This window comes from Geodermatophilus sp. SYSU D00965 (assembly GCF_054050075.1).
This window is the reverse complement of the sequence record NZ_JBJGYQ010000020.1, coordinates 87,799-102,762: the sequence shown is the minus strand read 5'-3', so window position 1 is coordinate 102,762 and position 14,964 is coordinate 87,799. Positions and strand designations below refer to the sequence as shown.

14 protein-coding genes are annotated in these 14,964 nt (G+C 72.8%); 8 read left to right on the top strand and 6 right to left on the bottom strand.

The genetic code is table 11. The features are described from left to right. Positions 1-13 precede the first annotated feature (13 nt). The gene (locus tag ACI789_RS18595) at positions 14-127 is read left to right on the top strand and encodes a sugar transferase (protein WP_457006925.1); all 114 of its coding nucleotides are present in this window, start codon (positions 14-16) and stop codon (positions 125-127) included. A 557-nt stretch (positions 128-684) separates the two neighbouring features. Here ACI789_RS18595 and ACI789_RS18590 read toward each other — a convergent pair. Continuing rightward, on the bottom strand, positions 685-1,503 hold the full coding sequence (locus ACI789_RS18590) for a hypothetical protein (RefSeq protein WP_457010848.1): 819 nt from the start codon (positions 1,501-1,503) through the stop codon (positions 685-687). 1,206 nt (positions 1,504-2,709) lie between these two features. Here ACI789_RS18590 and ACI789_RS18585 point away from each other — a divergent pair. Beyond that, positions 2,710-2,889 carry a hypothetical protein gene (locus ACI789_RS18585; protein ID WP_457010847.1) on the top strand — a complete coding sequence of 60 codons (180 nt, stop codon included), beginning with the start codon at positions 2,710-2,712 and terminating at the stop codon, positions 2,887-2,889. A gap of 246 nt (positions 2,890-3,135) precedes the next feature. Here the strand turns inward: ACI789_RS18585 and ACI789_RS18580 are convergent, their stop codons facing one another. From ACI789_RS18580 to ACI789_RS18570, 3 genes are read right to left on the bottom strand one after another with little or no spacing between them, the layout of a single operon-like run. After that, positions 3,136-3,879: a hypothetical protein gene (locus ACI789_RS18580; RefSeq protein ID WP_457010846.1), complete on the bottom strand. Its 744-nt coding sequence runs from the start codon at positions 3,877-3,879 to the stop codon at positions 3,136-3,138. 30 nt (positions 3,880-3,909) lie between these two features. Further along, positions 3,910-5,424 (bottom strand): hypothetical protein, encoded by a 1,515-nt coding sequence (locus tag ACI789_RS18575; protein ID WP_457010845.1) that lies wholly within the window; start codon positions 5,422-5,424, stop codon positions 3,910-3,912. A gap of 6 nt (positions 5,425-5,430) precedes the next feature. Beyond that, positions 5,431-5,616, bottom strand: coding sequence for a hypothetical protein (locus ACI789_RS18570; protein ID WP_457010844.1), 186 nt, complete (start codon positions 5,614-5,616; stop codon positions 5,431-5,433). 475 nt (positions 5,617-6,091) lie between these two features. On the opposite strand from ACI789_RS18570, the gene ACI789_RS18565 reads away from it, so the two are divergent. The 4 genes from ACI789_RS18565 to ACI789_RS18550 are packed head-to-tail and all read left to right on the top strand — an operon-like array spanning position 6,092 to position 10,308. After that, positions 6,092-7,282, top strand: coding sequence for a Gfo/Idh/MocA family protein (locus ACI789_RS18565; RefSeq protein WP_457010843.1), 1,191 nt, complete (start codon positions 6,092-6,094; stop codon positions 7,280-7,282). A 4-nt stretch (positions 7,283-7,286) separates the two neighbouring features. Then, positions 7,287-8,399 (top strand): DegT/DnrJ/EryC1/StrS family aminotransferase, encoded by a 1,113-nt coding sequence (locus tag ACI789_RS18560; protein WP_457010842.1) that lies wholly within the window; start codon positions 7,287-7,289, stop codon positions 8,397-8,399. Continuing rightward, complete coding sequence (locus ACI789_RS18555) at positions 8,396-9,217, top strand: sugar transferase (protein WP_457010841.1); 822 nt, start codon at positions 8,396-8,398, stop codon at positions 9,215-9,217. Before ACI789_RS18560 ends, ACI789_RS18555 begins: the two co-directional genes overlap by 4 nt. Positions 9,218-9,267: 50 nt before the next feature. Continuing rightward, positions 9,268-10,308, top strand: coding sequence for a lipid II:glycine glycyltransferase FemX (locus tag ACI789_RS18550; RefSeq protein ID WP_457010840.1), 1,041 nt, complete (start codon positions 9,268-9,270; stop codon positions 10,306-10,308). 20 nt (positions 10,309-10,328) lie between these two features. Here ACI789_RS18550 and ACI789_RS18545 read toward each other — a convergent pair whose 3' ends face one another. Next, positions 10,329-11,648 (bottom strand): UDP-glucose dehydrogenase family protein, encoded by a 1,320-nt coding sequence (locus tag ACI789_RS18545; RefSeq protein ID WP_457010839.1) that lies wholly within the window; start codon positions 11,646-11,648, stop codon positions 10,329-10,331. Between the two features lie 427 nt (positions 11,649-12,075). Here ACI789_RS18545 and ACI789_RS18540 point away from each other — a divergent pair, with 427 nt between their 5' ends. Together ACI789_RS18540 and ACI789_RS18535 are read left to right on the top strand one after the other, a co-directional pair. After that, entirely contained in the window at positions 12,076-12,828 is a 753-nt protein-coding gene (locus ACI789_RS18540) for a hypothetical protein (RefSeq protein ID WP_457010838.1), read from the top strand. Positions 12,829-12,957: 129 nt separating this feature from the next. Next, positions 12,958-14,094 carry an LCP family protein gene (locus tag ACI789_RS18535; RefSeq protein WP_457010837.1) on the top strand — a complete coding sequence of 379 codons (1,137 nt, stop codon included), beginning with the start codon at positions 12,958-12,960 and terminating at the stop codon, positions 14,092-14,094. Here the strand turns inward: ACI789_RS18535 and ACI789_RS18530 are convergent. Continuing rightward, positions 14,067-14,786 (bottom strand): arsenate reductase/protein-tyrosine-phosphatase family protein, encoded by a 720-nt coding sequence (locus tag ACI789_RS18530; protein ID WP_457010836.1) that lies wholly within the window; start codon positions 14,784-14,786, stop codon positions 14,067-14,069. The two genes, ACI789_RS18535 and ACI789_RS18530, sit on opposite strands and share 28 nt — an antisense overlap. Between the last annotated feature and the right edge of the window lie 178 nt (positions 14,787-14,964).

The following is a 14,964-nucleotide window of genomic DNA, read 5'->3' as shown; positions in this document are numbered from 1 at the left end:
CGGGGACACCTCCATCGCCGACCGCGCCCGCTTCGACAACTACTACATCGAGAACTGGTCACTCTGGCTCGACGTCAAGATCGTCCTGCGCACCTTCAGCTCGATGCTCCGCGGAGCCGGCGGCTGAGTCGGCGCGATCCCCCCGGCAGGAGTCGCTCAACGCATCCCCGTCGGGACCGTTCCGTCACGGCCGCCCGGGCGTGTCGCGCCGGGACGGCACAGACTCCCGCGGGCCATCGGAATCCCGGCTCGTGTGAGGTCTACTCCCCCCGGCGGACGGGCGACTTCCGGAACTGCCGCGGCTGTCTCCGACAGCGGCGGCACCTCCCGGCGAGGCCCCATGGATGCGGCGTGGGTGGGGCCATGGACTGGGTGTGGATCGTGGCGACCGGCTGGTTGCTGCTGGCGGTCGCCGTGGCCCCCGTGGCCGTCGCACTGGTGCGGCTCGGCAGACGGGGCACCACGGACGTCGTCCACCCGGTCCGCGACCGGCCCCGCGCCTCCACGCGCCGGCGGCCACGCCGGGCTCCCGGCCGCCGGGTGCACGGGCGCCTGCGGGCGCCTCGCCTCGGACGTCTCCGGCCGCACGCGCAACGACTCCCACCCCGCGAGGATCCCGGGCACGGCCTCCGTTGAGCTCCTGCTGGTGCAGCGCCGTGAGCGCGGCCGAGGGCCCTCGTGCCGTCAGCCGCGGACCGTGCCCTCATCCCCCCTCCGCGGCTCGGGGACCTCGAGGCTGTGGGCGTCGACCTGCCGGCGCAGGGCCCACGCGGCGGGCAGCACGAGGCGAGGCGCCACGCCGACGAGGACGGCGACCAGGAACGCGACGCCGGCGAGCGCCTCGCCGGACTCCTCGACGAAGGTCGCCGCGATGGCCCACCGGCCGTCGAGCACGTCGGAGACCGCGGACAGCCCGACGGAGGCCGCAGCGTAGGCGGCGAGGCAGCCGAGCACGCGGCGCCGGTCACGGCGCTCCGCACGGCTGATGAAGGCGAGGACGGCGAGGACGCCGCCGACGATCAGCACGCTGACCACGACGGCGGCGGTCTGACCGACCGCCGCGTCGAGCCGCTCCACCGCCACCCGGTTCACGGGAGCGCCGGCCTCGACCACGGCGATAGCAGCAGCGACCAGACCGACGGCGAGCCACCAGCCGCGACGGGCGGGGATGCGCGCGGCGGCGGCAACGGCAGCGACCGCGGCGGCGGCGAACAGGACGGCGACGTACATCCGCGGCAGCGAGTACGGAGTGTCCATGGCCAGGGCGCGCGCCGCAGGCCCGGTCGCGCCGGTGAGCCGGCCGACGTAGCCGATCGTCTCCAGGGCGACCGCGCCCGCGGCGAGCCCGACGCCGACCGGCGGGAGCGGGATCCGCCGACGAGCGGGACGCGCGGCGCCGGCACGGCCGCCGGTCCGCTCCGCCCCCCCACGTGCTGGAGCCAGACCCGTCGAGGCCGAGCGGCCATCGGCGATCCGGATGCCGCGACCTATCACGAGGCCCATGAGAAAGGCGACGAGCAACCAGGCGATCAGTCCACCGAGGATCCAGGCCCACACAGAACTGTCATCGGCACGGGGAGGCCGAACCGTTAGCGGATGGTCATGTCGGGGGGATGACACTCCGGCGCACAGCCAGGTGGCGAAGGCCATCGGCTGGGACACGAGCATCCGGCCACACCTCCCCGCAGGAACAGCGCGTCGATACGCACTGTGACCGGAGGGGCACGTTAGATGGTCGTCATGGAATTCTTCGCCGCGTTGGGCATCTGGCTCGTAGCCGCCCTGCCGATCGGCCTCACGGCCGGGCAGGTCCTACGTCACGCGGGTGTGGCAGCCGGCGACCCGACGCCCGCGCCGGGGGTTGTCCCGTCTGCACCGAGCGCGGCCGGCGCAGGCCTGTAGGCCACCGCGGCCTGGGCCGTCTGATGCCGCTCACGGCGTGGGACCTCGTCCCGCGCCGTGAGCGAGGGGTCAGCCGGCGCGGCGGCCGAGGGCGCGGGTAGGTCCAGCCCGCGGCGGTCCAGGCCTCGCGCTCGAGAGCGTTGCGGCCGTCGAGAACCCGCTTCTGCGCGACGACCTTGCCGAACGCGACCGGGTCGAGCTCGCGGTAGGCGCGCCACTCTTTGAGCACCCGCACGGCGTCGGCGCCGGCCGGACGGGCGGGGTCGCCTGGACGGGGAACTCCAGCTCGGTGGCCACCGGGTCGGTGGTCGACGCGACCTTCCGGGACAGCCACTACGGCGCCTTCGCCTCCCAGGGTGAGGACCTCGAGTTCACCCGGACCTCGTTCGTCGACAACACCGTCGACGGCCTGTCCCTGCACCGCAGCACGGCGGAGACGACGATCCGGGCCTCGGCCGCCCCGGGCCAACGGCCGGCACGGCTTCTCCACCGACCACGCGCGACACCGGGCTGCGCAAGCCGCAGTTTCGACCAGGGGGTCTACGTGGGCAGTGCCGAGAGCAACTGGTGCCAGCTCACCGAGTGCGAGCCCGACCGCGGCGACCGCAACGTCGTCGAGGGCAACGACATCGCCGGGACGACGGCCGAGGCGGTCGACATCAAGGAGGGCACGACCGGCGGGGTCCTGCGGAACAACACCTTAGACGGCGCTGCGATGGTGGAGGCCGATTCCTGGGGGACGTCAAGGGCAACGGCTGGACGATCGAGGGCAACGTCGGGACGTCGGCGTCCGAGGACGGCTTCCAGGTGCACGAGGTCGTCGACGGCTGGGGCCGAGACACGGTGTTCGCCGGCGGCGTCCCCGGCTACGCGATCAACCTGGCCGGACCGCGGGCGATCCGGAACGCCACGACGGTGACCTGCGACAACCAGGCCGGGGATGCTGAGGCTGGCCTCAGCAACGTGGAGTGCCGTACCGATCGCTGACCGGGGACCAAGGTCACAGCATTGCGGCACGGCAGCGGCCCGATCCTTCACGCACGGTGAGACCTCGCCGGGGAGGGGTCAGTCAGGACCAACGGGGGGTTGCTGCTCCCCGAAACGACACGAAGGGTTTCCGGTCATCGCACAGCCACCGGGGCGCTCCAACTCAGGGTCACCCCGGGCCGCCGCTCTGTGACCGAGGGGAACGTTCGTGGTGGTCGACGGCGCCGTCGCGCGGTCGTCCGGCAATCAGATGCCGGCAACGACCGCGACGGGCGGCTGCCGGGAGTCCACCGGATGGGCCTGGCGCCGCCGTCTCCTGGTCGCCGCGCTCCTGATCGCCGGGGCATGGCTGCTGCTGGCCTCCCTCACCGGCGTGGCCCGGGCCGGTCCCCCGTCGGCCGGCGACGGATCCTCCGGGCAGGGGTCCTCCTCGAACAGGTCGCAGGACGACGGCGGGTCCCGTGGCGGCGACTCCGACGGGCAGTCCCGCAACGACAACTCCTCGCCAAACGGCGACTCCGACGGGCAGTCCCGCAACGACAACTCCTCGCCAAACGGCGACTCCGACGGGCAGTCCCGCAACGACAACTCCTCGCGAAACGGCGAATCTTCGAGCACGTCGTCGAACGACAGCTCCTCGCGGAACGGCGAATCTTCGAGCACGTCGTCGAACGACAGCTCCTCGCGGAACGGCGAATCTTCGAGCACGTCGTCGAACGACAGCTCCTCGCGGGACAACGCCTCCGACGGGCAGTCCCGCAACGACGACTCCTCACGGAACGGCGACTCCGACGGGCAGTCCCGCAACGACAGCTCCCACCGGGACAGCGACTCTTCGAGCACGTCGTCGAACGACAGCTCCTCGCGGGACAACGCCTCCGCCGGTGGATCCCGTAACGACAGCTCTTCAGGTGACAGCGACTCCGTAGACCAGTCCCGCAACGACAACTCCGCGCGAGACGGCGACACCTCCAGCACGTCGTCGGACAACGACCCCGGCCGGAACGACGACGCCGCGGGTCAGTCCTCGTCGAGCAACAGCTCCGCAAACGACAGCAACCCCGACTCCGCCGACAGCAGCACCGCGCGGGACAACGGCAGTTCCGATCGCAGCACCGCGCCGGGACGGCCCACCGACACCGGCAGTCCCGACACCAGCCCAGCCGGTGAACCGGCCGATCCCGGCAACGCCAGTCCGGCCGACCACCGCGGCCCGCCGGAACGACCCGCCGACGCCGGCAGCACCGACACGACGCCAGCTGGTCGGCCCACCGACCCGGACAACGCCGACACAGACAACGGCAATCCGACCGACCACAGCGCCTCGCGGGGACGCCCCACCGACCCCGGCAACAGCAGCGACAACTCGCCGGGAAACGCCCCCGCCACCCCGCCCGGCCGGCCCACCGATCCGGGCAACGGCAACGGCAACGGCAACGGCAACGGCAACGCCGACACCCCACCGGGCCGGCCCACCGACCCCGGCAACAGCAGCGACAACTCGCCGGGAAACGCCCCCGCCACCCCGCCCGGGCGCCCCACCGATCCGGGCAACGGCAACGGCAACGGCAACGGCAACGGCAACGCCGACACCCCACCCGGACGTCCCACCGACCCCGGCAACAGCAGCGACAACTCGCCGGGAAACGCCCCCGCCACCCCGCCCGGGCGCCCCACCGATCCGGGCAACGGCAACGGCAACGGCAACGGCAACGGCAACGGCAACGGCAACGGCAACGGCAACGGCAACGGCAACGGCAACGCCGACACCCCACCCGGACGTCCCACCGACCCCGGCAACAGCAGCGACAACTCGCCGGGAAACGCCCCCGCCACCCCGCCCGGGCGGCCCACCGATCCGGGCAACGGCAACGGCAACGGCAACGCCGACACCGGCACCCCACCCGGACGTCCCACCGACCCTGGCAACGCCGACACCGGCAACGGCACCCCACCTGGCCGCCCTGCCGACACCACGTCGCCGGGGCAGCCAGCGGAGCCGCCGGGCCGCCCTGCGGACACAGGCACCCCACAGGACCGTGGCCCTGCCACCACCCCGCCCGGACGCCCGGTCGGCACCGGTGACACGCCCGAGACGACCCCACCGTCTACCCGCACCGACGCGCCGGACACCGGAGCCACCGCGAGCCCGGATCGCGAGACCGGGTCCTCCGTCGGGACCACGGGCGAGGCGCCGTCCGGCCGTCCCTCCACCGAGCCGTCGCAGTCCCAGCCGTCGCAGTCCCAGCCGTCGCAATCCGCACCGTCGCAGTCCCAGCCGTCGCAGACCCAGCCGTCGCAGACCGAGCCGTCGCAGACCGACCGGTCACCGGCCACGACGACGCCGGCGCCCCGTACCTCGCCGGAGAGCGGGTCCTCCGCGGATGACCGGTCGCGGAGCACCACGACCGACGCCACCACGACCCACGCCACCACGACCCACGCCACCGCGACCGACGCCACTGGCGCCGGCGGGCGAGAGACCACTCCCACCACGACGAGCGGGGTCGAGGACGTCCAGTCGAGCGACATCACGGCAGCTCAGCCGCCGGTGGAGCCCCGGATCGAGACCCAGGCCGACACGTCCGTCGCCCCGCGGGTGACGCCGGCGTCCACCGAGGCGCCCGCCCCGGCTCCGGTGGGTCCAGCAGCGCCCACGACGCCGGTGCTCGCGATCGGCTCCTGCGGCACCGAGGGGCTGTCGCCCGCGAGCGGTCGCCGAGCCACCGCGACCGCCCTCCTCGTCGTCGACGACCTGCCGGCAGCGGGTGCCACGATCGCGATTGCGTCCGAGGACTGGCCGGCCGACCCGTCGGCTCCGGTCTCCCGCCTGCCGTTCCGAACCCCCGTCCCCCTCGCACCCCCGGCCCCCGCAGGACCGGCCTCCGGCTCGGCCAGCACCGCGTCCGCCTGCGGGTCCGGGCACGGCTCCCACTCCAAGATCGGCCTGGCGGTCCTCCCGACCGATCCCGAGGTCGTCCAGGCACAGGCGCTGGCCCTCGTCGGCTCTCCTGCCGCCGACCGGGCCACCACCAGGGCGTACGACCCGGCTTCCCGCCCGGGTTGAGTCCGGTGCACGGGCGCTGCGCGCCCTGACGCCCTGACGTCCCGCACCGCGACCTGCACCCGGCCGAGCACGCCGCCGGGCACGCCCTCATCTCCCTCCTGTGCGCGAGCGCAGATGTGTTCAAGGACGAACGCCATGCAGCACGACCTGCACCGATCGACCCAGCACGCCAGCCACACCGGATACGTCCCGTCCCCCCAGGGCCCCGCGGTGGAGGACGCCCGTCCCCACCGTGATCGCGTCGCCGTCGTCGGCTACGGCTACTGGGGCTCCAAGCACGTCCGCGTGCTCAGCAGCACGCCGGGCGTCGACGTCACCATCGTCGACGGCCAGCCCGCCCGGCTGGCCGAAGCGGCGATGCACTACCCCTCAGCGCACCTCGCCACCCACCTGGCCGACGTGCTCGACCACGTCGACGCCGTCGTCATCGCGACGCCGCCGAGGACCCACGCGCCGATCGCGCAGCAGGCTCTCGACGCCGGCAAGCACGTCCTCGTCGAGAAGCCGCTCACCACGTCCGTGGAGGACGCGGAACTCCTCGTCAAGACCGCGGCCCGCCAGGGCGTCCACCTGATGGTCGGCCACACGTTCGAGTACAACGCGGCCGTCCGGAAGCTGCGGGAGCTCGTCCGCTCCGGGGCCCTCGGCCGGATCCTCTACGTCGACACGGCCCGGCTCAGCCTGGGGCGCTACCAGAGCGACGTGAACGTGATCTGGGACCTCGCCCCCCACGACATCTCGATCGTGTCCTACGTCCTCGACGAGATGCCCGCGTGCGCGACGGTGTGGGCGCACAGCCACATCAGCAGACAGCACGCCGACGTGGCCTACCTCCGCTTCGACTTCCCCCGGTCGCAGACCCGGGCCTACGTCCACGTCAGCTGGCTGACACCGAACAAGGTGCGCCAGGTCACCGTCGTCGGCGAGAAGAAGATGGCGGTGTACGACGACATGTCGGACACCGATCGGATCCGCGTCTACGACATCGGCGTCGACGTCCAGGACATCGACGACCCCGCAGAGGCCCACGCCCTGCCAGTGAGCTACCGCACCGGCGACATCGTCTCGCCCTACATCCCGTTCTCCGAGCCGCTCCTCCTCCAGGACCAGCACTTCATCGAGTGCATCCGCACAGGAACCCGGCCCGACACCCCGGGGGAACGCGGACTCGAGGTGGTGCGCGTGCTCGCCGCGACCGACCAGTTGGCGGACGTCGCGGGAGAAGACGTGGCGGCGGGGGCGAGCGCGTCCACGGATGCGCCGGATCGTCCATCGATCCCTCTCCCGTCGCCGATGTCGCGGCACCGGCTCTCCCCCACGCGGTGACCCGATGCTGACCACCACGCCTTCCATCCCGTTCCTCGACGTCCGGGGGATCACCGAGGACCTCCGCGCCGGTCTGGACCGGTGCTGGGACAGCGTCGTCGACCAGGGGCGGTTCGTCGGCGGTCCGGAGGTGGAGACCTTCGAGGCCCGGTTCGCGGACTACTGCGGGACCGCCGAGTGCGTCGGCGTCGGCAACGGGACCGACGCGCTCGAACTCATCCTCGCCGGGCTCGGCGTCGGCCGGGGCGACGAGGTGATCATCCCGGCCAACACGTTCGTGGCCAGCGTCGAGGCCGTCTGCGCGGTGGGCGCGCGGCCGCGCTTCGTCGACGTCCTCCCGGACACGCTGGAGATCGACCCCGACGCCGTCGCCGCGGCGATCGGCCCGCGGACGGCAGCGGTCATGGCCGTGCACCTCTTCGGGCAGATGGTGGACGTCGACCGGCTCGTCCCGCTGGTCCGGCGGCACGGGATCGCGCTCATCGAGGACGCCGCCCAGGCGCACGGCGCCCGGTTCGGCGGCCGCCGGGCCGGCAGCGTGGGCGTCGCCGCCGCCTTCAGCTTCTACCCGGGCAAGAACCTGGGCGCGCTGGGGGACGGCGGGGCGGTCGTCTCGGACGACGCGGCCCTGGTGGCCCGGATCCGGCAGATGGCCGACCACGGCCGGGCCAGCAGCCGGTACCTGCACACCGTGCGCGGTCGCAACAGCCGGCTCGACACCCTCCAGGCGGCACTGCTCACCACCAAGTTGAGCCGGCTGGACGAGGACAACGCCCGCCGACGGGCGCTGATGCAGCGATACCGGGAGCGCCTCCCCCGCTGGTGCGTCCCGCTCGCCCGGCACCCGCTGTCCGAGCCGGTGCACCACCTCGCCGTCGTCCAGGTGCCCGACCGGCTCGCGGCCACCTCCGCACTGGACGCCGCCGGCATCGGCTGGGGGCTGCACTACCCGGTGCCCTGCCACCGCCAGCCGGCCTTCGCAGAGTTCGCCGCCGGCCGGCTGCCGGTGACCGAGCGCGCCGCCGGTCGGATCTTGTCGCTGCCGATGTCACCGACGCTGACCGTCGAGCAGGTCGACCGCGTCAGCGCCGTCCTGTCCGCACTGGAGGGCGCATGACCACCATCCGCACGCTCCGCACGGCGTCGTCCCAACGCCTCGTGGCTCCCCCACCCGCGAGCACGCGCCCGTCCGGTGCCGGGACGTCGCCGGAGGCAGACACGGACCGGATCCCGTCTCAGGTGTGTGCTGGCGGCCGGGGGGACCCCTGTGGCCCCGGAACGGTCGCCGCTGCCGGCTCCCCACGCCGGGAACCGGTCGGCGAGCGGATCACCCGCCGGCTCCTGGACGTCGTCGTGTCCGCACTGGTGCTGGGGGTGCTCATGCCGGTGTGGGTCGCGATCGGTCTGTGGGTCAGGCGCGACAGTCCCGGGCCGGCGCTGCTCCGGCAGGAGCGGGTCGGGCTCGGCCGCCGTCCGTTCACCTTCTACAAGTTCCGCACCATGCGCATCGGAGGGGACGATCTCGCCCACCGGCTCCTGATCGAAGCGGAGCTGCGCGGTGAGGACACGGTCCGGAGCGGCAGCACCAAGCTCGACGCTGACGCACGGATCACGCCGTCGGGACGATTCCTGCGCCGGACGAGCCTCGATGAGATCCCGCAGCTCATCAACGTGCTCCGCGGCGACATGTCCCTGGTCGGTCCGCGCCCGTGTCTCCCCTGGGAGGCGGAGATGTTCGGCGTCGAGCACGCCGAACGGTTCACCGTGCGGCCGGGGATCACGGGGCTGTGGCAGGTGAACGGGCGCAGCACCGTCGGGACCCTGGACATGCTGCGGTGGGACGTGGAGTACGTCCGGACCCGAAGCATCGGGCTGGACGTGCGCATCCTCCTCCGCACCGTTCCCACCCTGGTGCGCGGGGACGGTGCCCGGTGACCACGCCCCCCGTCGACGCCCTGCCCCGACGTCCTCGATCCGGTCCGGCGGTGGGCACCGTCCTCCGGGTCGACCCTCGCACCGACCCGCGGTGGGCCGAACTGGTCCGCGGTGCGGCGAGCAACCTGTTCACCTCACCGCCGTGGATCACCGCCGTCAGCGCTGCCTACGGCCTCGAGCCGACCGCACGGGTGGCGCTGCAGTCGGACGGGCGGCCCGTGGGAGGACTGGCCTGGGCCGACGTCCGGGACCTGCGCGGCCAGCGGCGGCTGGCGCTGCCCTTCAGCGACCGGGCCGACCCGCACCTGCCGGACGCGGCTGCGTGGCCGGCGGTGTCGGCCGACGCGCTGGCGGGCGACCTGCCGTTCACGCTGCGGTGCCTCGACACCTCCGTCGCCGCGGGGGATCCGCGGCTCACGACGGTCGCCGAAGCAGCCTGGCACCTGACGCCGCTCGACCGGCCGCTCGAGGACCTGCTCCAGGCGTTCCGGTCGCAGACGCGACGGAACATCGGGACGGCGGAGCGGGCCGGGGTCGAGGTGGTGCTGCGCGCGGACGAGGAGGCGGTGGCCGAGTACCACCGGCTGCACGTGGGGCTCCGCAAGCGCAAGTACCGGCTGCTCGCCCAGCCGCTGGACTTCTTCGAGCGCATCTGGGAGGTCTTCGCACCCCAGGACGGGATCCGGACGGCGCTGGCACTGGTCGACGGGCGGCCGATCGCCGGCGCCGTGTACCTGGTCTGGCAGGACACCGTGTACTACAAGTTCGGCGCGTCAGAGGCCGAGTTCCTGCCCCTGCGCCCGAACGACGCGCTCCACTGGAGCCTCATCCGGTGGGCCCACGAGCGCGGCCTGAAGGCGCTGGACTGGGGCTTGTCCGAACTCGACCAGCCCGGGCTGTGCTCCTACAAGCGCAAGTGGGCCAGCGTCGAGCGACGAATACGCACCCTCAACGCAGGTGGACCGCCGATCGGCAGATCCGCGGACGTCGAGGACACCCTGCGCGCCGCCACCGAACTGCTGACCGACCCGTCCGTGCCCGACCCCGTCACGGCACGAGCAGGGGCGCACCTGTACCGGTTCTTCTGCTGAGCCGCAGGGCCGCCGCCGCGTCAGCCGGCGCGGCGGCCCAGTGCGCGGTAGGTCCAGCCGGCGGCGGTCCAGGCCTCGCGGTCGAGGGCGTTGCGGCCATCCAGCACCCGCTTCTGCTTCACGACCTTGCCGAAGGCCACCGGGTCGAGCTCGCGGTAGGCGCGCCACTCGGTGAGCACCAGCACGGCGTCGGCGCGCTCGGCGGCCTCCTCGGCGGTGGCCGCGTAGTCCAGCTGCGGCCACTGCCGCATGGAGTTCTCCACCGCCGCGGGGTCGGTCACCCGCACCACCGCACCCTGCAGCTGCAGCTGCGCGGCGACATTCAGCGCCGGGGAGTCGCGGATGTCATCGGAGTCGGGCTTGAACGCCGCCCCCAGCACCGCCACCCGCTTGCCCAGCAGCGATCCGTCGCAGACCTCCCGGGCCAGCTCCACCATCCGGATCCGCCGGCGCATGTTGATGTTGTCCACCTCGCGCAGGAACGTCAGCGCCTGATCGGCGCCCAGCTCCCCGGCGCGGGCCATGAACGCCCGGATGTCCTTGGGCAGACACCCCCCGCCAAAACCCAGCCCGGCGTTGAGGAACTTCCGTCCGATCCGGTCGTCGTAACCGATCGCGTCGGCCAGCAGCTTCACGTCCGCGCCGGTGGCCTCGCACAGCTCGGCCATCGCGTTGATGAAACTGATCTTGGTGGCCAGGAAGCTGTTGGCCGCGGTCTTCACCATCTCCGCGGTCGCGTAGTCGGTGGTCACCTTCGGCGTGCCCCGCGCCACGATCGGCGCATACACCTCATCCAGCATCCGCTCGGCGACCGCGCCGTCGGTCCCGTCGGGCAGCCCGTAGACCAACCGGTCCGGATGCAGCGTGTCCTGCACCGCGAACCCCTCGCGGAGGAACTCCGGGTTCCACGCCAGCAACGCACCGGGCACCTTGCCCGCCACCAGCTCGGCGAGGCGGGCCGCGGTGCCGACCGGCACGGTGGACTTGCCCACGACGAGCTCGCCGTCGGCCAGGACGTCGACCAGTGACTCGGCCGCCGCCTCCACGTAGCGCAGGTCCGCGGCGTACTCACCGCGCTTCTGCGGCGTCCCCACGCACACGAAGTGCACCGCACAGCCCGCGGCATCGGCGACGTCGGTGCTGAACCGCAGCCGGCCGGTCGCCAGCGTCTTCGCCAGCAGCTCCTCGAACCCCGGCTCGTAGAACGGCGCCCGCGCCTCACGCAGCGCCGCGATCTTCGGCTCGTCGACGTCGATGCCGACGACCTCGTGACCCAGCTCCGCCATCGACGCGGCGTGCACCGCGCCCAGGTAGCCGCAACCGATCACCGAGATCTTCATGAGCACTCCACACCGGAACGAGTCGCCGACCGGGATCGTCGACGCTTACGAGAACGAAACCGTACGGGGCCGCGTCAAGCACCGGCCCACCCCGCGTGGCCCCTCCCCACGAAGGGGCAGCGGTCAGATTGCGGGACGGATGACGCCGCAGCGGCACGCGTAGAGACTGGAGCCGCTGAACGGATCCGCGCCGGTCCAGCGGAAACGGTGCCGGTGACCGAGGAGGGTGCGGCGGGAACCCCGGGCCGGACGCAGAACGGGCCGGAGCAGTGCGAGCACGGAGCCGAGTCTGCCCTGCGGCACAGCGGACGGAGAAGACGCCGGCCTCCTGTGCATCACAGGTCACATCCTCCCCTGCCCCACCTCTGGGTGAGGCATTCATGACGGAGAGTGTCGGCAGGTGTGCGGCATCGGATAGACAACACAGGTGCCAGCCGTCGAGACCGGAGCCCGCGAGGCCAGGAGACGCATCCCGGTGCCACCGCTGGCCGTCGTCCTGATGGGCTTCGGGCTGGCGCTGGAGGTGGTCGGTTTCGCGGTGCGCGTGGGTGACGTGCCGCGGGCGATCGCCCGACCCCTGTCCATGGAACTGCCCTTCTCCGTACCGCGGTTGTTCATCGCCGCGCTCTTCGCCGCCGCCGCCCTCGCGGCTGCTGCGGGAGCTGGCCGCATCCCCGGACGCCGCACGTGGTGGTCGGTCGTCGCGGTCGTGGCGGCGGGGCTGGCCGCGATCAAGGCCGGCAGCACCGTCCACAAGGCCGTGATGGAGGCGCTGGACGGGTACGCGTACCCCGTCCGGGCTCTCCTGCTCACCGCACCCGTCGCGGTGGCCGGGCTCGGCTGGATCTGGTGGCTGAGTCGGCACGAGCGACGTGACAGGACCCGGACGCTGGCCTCGCTCGGCCTCTACGCCGTCGCGGCCCTGGGCCTGTCCACGATCTCGACGGTGGTCGAGGAGGCACTGGGCCACTCCAGCCCCTGGACGGCGGCGGCGACGCTGGTCGAGGAGACCGGCGAGATGCTGGCCGCGGTCGCCTTCCTCGTGGCCGTGCTCATCGGTGTCGCGCCGCGGGTGGTCCTGCCGGCCGCCTGGGTGCTCCGCCGGACCGCGGACGAGCACACCCTGGACGTCCAGGACGGCGCCGTTCGTCCGGGCGTCGCAATCACACCTCGCGGCTGACGAGCCGCCCCAGTCGACCCTCGAACCCCATCCGCCCCGGATCGGCCAGACCCCCGGCGTGGCACCGGTCGGGGGCGCTCCCGGCCCGGATGGTCGTAACCTCAAGTGGACTGCGACGACGGGGATGCGATGAGCGACGACACGCAGCGGCTCGGCGACGGGTACGTCGACCACGCGGATCTCAGGACTGCGGTCGAGACGCCGTGGGACGACGACGCTCTCTCCCAGGAGGACGACCTCATGCCGACCGAGCAGCCACGTCGTCGTCGCGGACTCCGACGCACGCTGATCGCGCTGGGCGTGCTCGTCGGCGTGCTCGTCCTGGTGGTCGCCGGTGGGGCCTGGTACCTCACGAACCGATACGGCGGGAACATCGACCGGGTCGGGGACGTCTTCGCCGATCTCGACGAGACCTCCCGACCGGCACCGGCCACCCCGGTCGAGGGCGGCGACGCGCCGGTGACGTTCCTGCTGATGGGCTCGGACACCCGCGCCACTGCGGACGAGGGCATCGCGGCCGGCGGCCGCTCGGACGCCATCATGATCGCCCGGTTCACCGGCGACCGGCAGCACGCCCAGGTCATCTCCATCCCGCGCGACAGCTGGGTCGACATCCCCGACCACGGGAAGAGCAAGATCAACGCGGCCTACGCCTACGGCGGTCCCACCCTGCTCATCCAGACCGTCGAGCAGCTGACCGGCATCCGGATCGACCACTTCGCCGCCATCGACTTCGAGGGCCTCGTCCAGGTCACCGACGACCTCGGCGGCGTGGACGTCGTGGTCGCGCAGACCACGAGCAACGGTCCGTACACCTTCACCGCCGGGATCAACCACCTCGACGGGGACCAGGCGCGCTGGTACCTCGGGCAGCGCTACGGTCTGCAGGGTGGGGACTTCGACCGCGTCCGCCGCCAGCAGCAGTACCTGCAGGCGATGTTCGGCAAGCTCTTCAGCTCCGGCACGTTCAGCGACCCCGGGAAGCTGGACTCCGCGCTCCTGACCGTCACCGACGCGGTCGCGGTCGACGACAGCCTGGGCAACGGCACCCTGCTGACCCTGGCCTACTCGCTGCGGGGGGTGACGCCAGAGACGGTCGACTTCTTCACCGCGCCCGTCCTGGGCACGGGGATGGAGGGCGCGGCGAGCGTCGTCTACCTCAACGACGTGGCCTGCGACCGGATGTGGCAGTACCTCCGGTCGGACTCGCTGGGCGCGAACGCCGCCGAGTTCGGCGATCAGGCGCTGCCCGAGATCCCGCGCTGACCCGGGGCTGAGCCCGAGGACGCCGCGTCGGCGGGAGCGGCGGACTCGGGGCCGTCCCGCAGCGCACAGATCCTCGCCAGCAGCGGTACGAGGGCTCCGGCGATCGTCTCGCCGACCTCCTGCTGCACCTCGAGCGGTCGGCCGATGGGGTCGGGGACGTCGTCACCGCTTCCCCGCCGCCGGCGCCCCCGCGCGGCCGCCATGGCGGCAACGAGCGCTCGTGCTCGGTCCGCGAACCCGTCGCCGGGGAGTGGACGGCCCTCCGCGGCGACCTGCTGTTCGAGAGCCGCGGCCTCGAGCAGCGTGAAGGTCCGGTTGAGCGCGCCCGGCGCCTGGTACAGGACGACGTCGCGGTGTCGCCGAGTCATGACCAGCACCAGGTCTGCCTCCGCGGCGAACGACGCCTCGAACTGACGGGCGCGGAAGCCCCCGGGGTCACCGCCGAGACCGGTGAGGACCAGGGCGCTGTCGGGGTGGACGCCGGACCCGACGACGGCGCCCGTTCCCGCGCTGGCGAGCACGACGGCGTCGGAGTCCGTGCCGAGCACTTCGTTGAGGTACGCCCTGGAGAGGCGCTCGGCCAGCGCGGAGCGGCAGACGTTGCCGGTGCAGACGAAGAGGATGCGGAAGGTCGGCGCCGAGCCCCGGCCCACCGGCCTCCGCCTCCCCTGGCCCGGCTCCGCGTCGCCCATGTGCCTCCGCTCCTCACCGCACGTCGCCGGACCGTTCCTGGCACCCTTGCGCGAGCGCCGACCCACGATGACGATCCCTGTCCGGTGCGCAGGCTACGTCCGTGTCACCAGGCCTGACCTGCTGTGGAGTCCACGAACTCGCCCAGGACGCTTCCGTCCCACTCGTCACGATCCGTCA

Coding starts and splice junctions, on each gene's coding strand:
- ACI789_RS18590 (WP_457010848.1), bottom strand. CDS start 1,503: ATGGGCCTCGTGATAGGTCGCGGCATCCGGATCGCCGATGGCCGCTCG.
- ACI789_RS18565 (WP_457010843.1), top strand. CDS start 6,092: ATGCAGCACGACCTGCACCGATCGACCCAGCACGCCAGCCACACCGGA.
- ACI789_RS18560 (WP_457010842.1), top strand. CDS start 7,287: ATGCTGACCACCACGCCTTCCATCCCGTTCCTCGACGTCCGGGGGATC.
- ACI789_RS18555 (WP_457010841.1), top strand. CDS start 8,396: ATGACCACCATCCGCACGCTCCGCACGGCGTCGTCCCAACGCCTCGTG.
- ACI789_RS18545 (WP_457010839.1), bottom strand. CDS start 11,648: ATGAAGATCTCGGTGATCGGTTGCGGCTACCTGGGCGCGGTGCACGCC.
- ACI789_RS18535 (WP_457010837.1), top strand. CDS start 12,958: ATGAGCGACGACACGCAGCGGCTCGGCGACGGGTACGTCGACCACGCG.
- ACI789_RS18530 (WP_457010836.1), bottom strand. CDS start 14,786: ATGGGCGACGCGGAGCCGGGCCAGGGGAGGCGGAGGCCGGTGGGCCGG.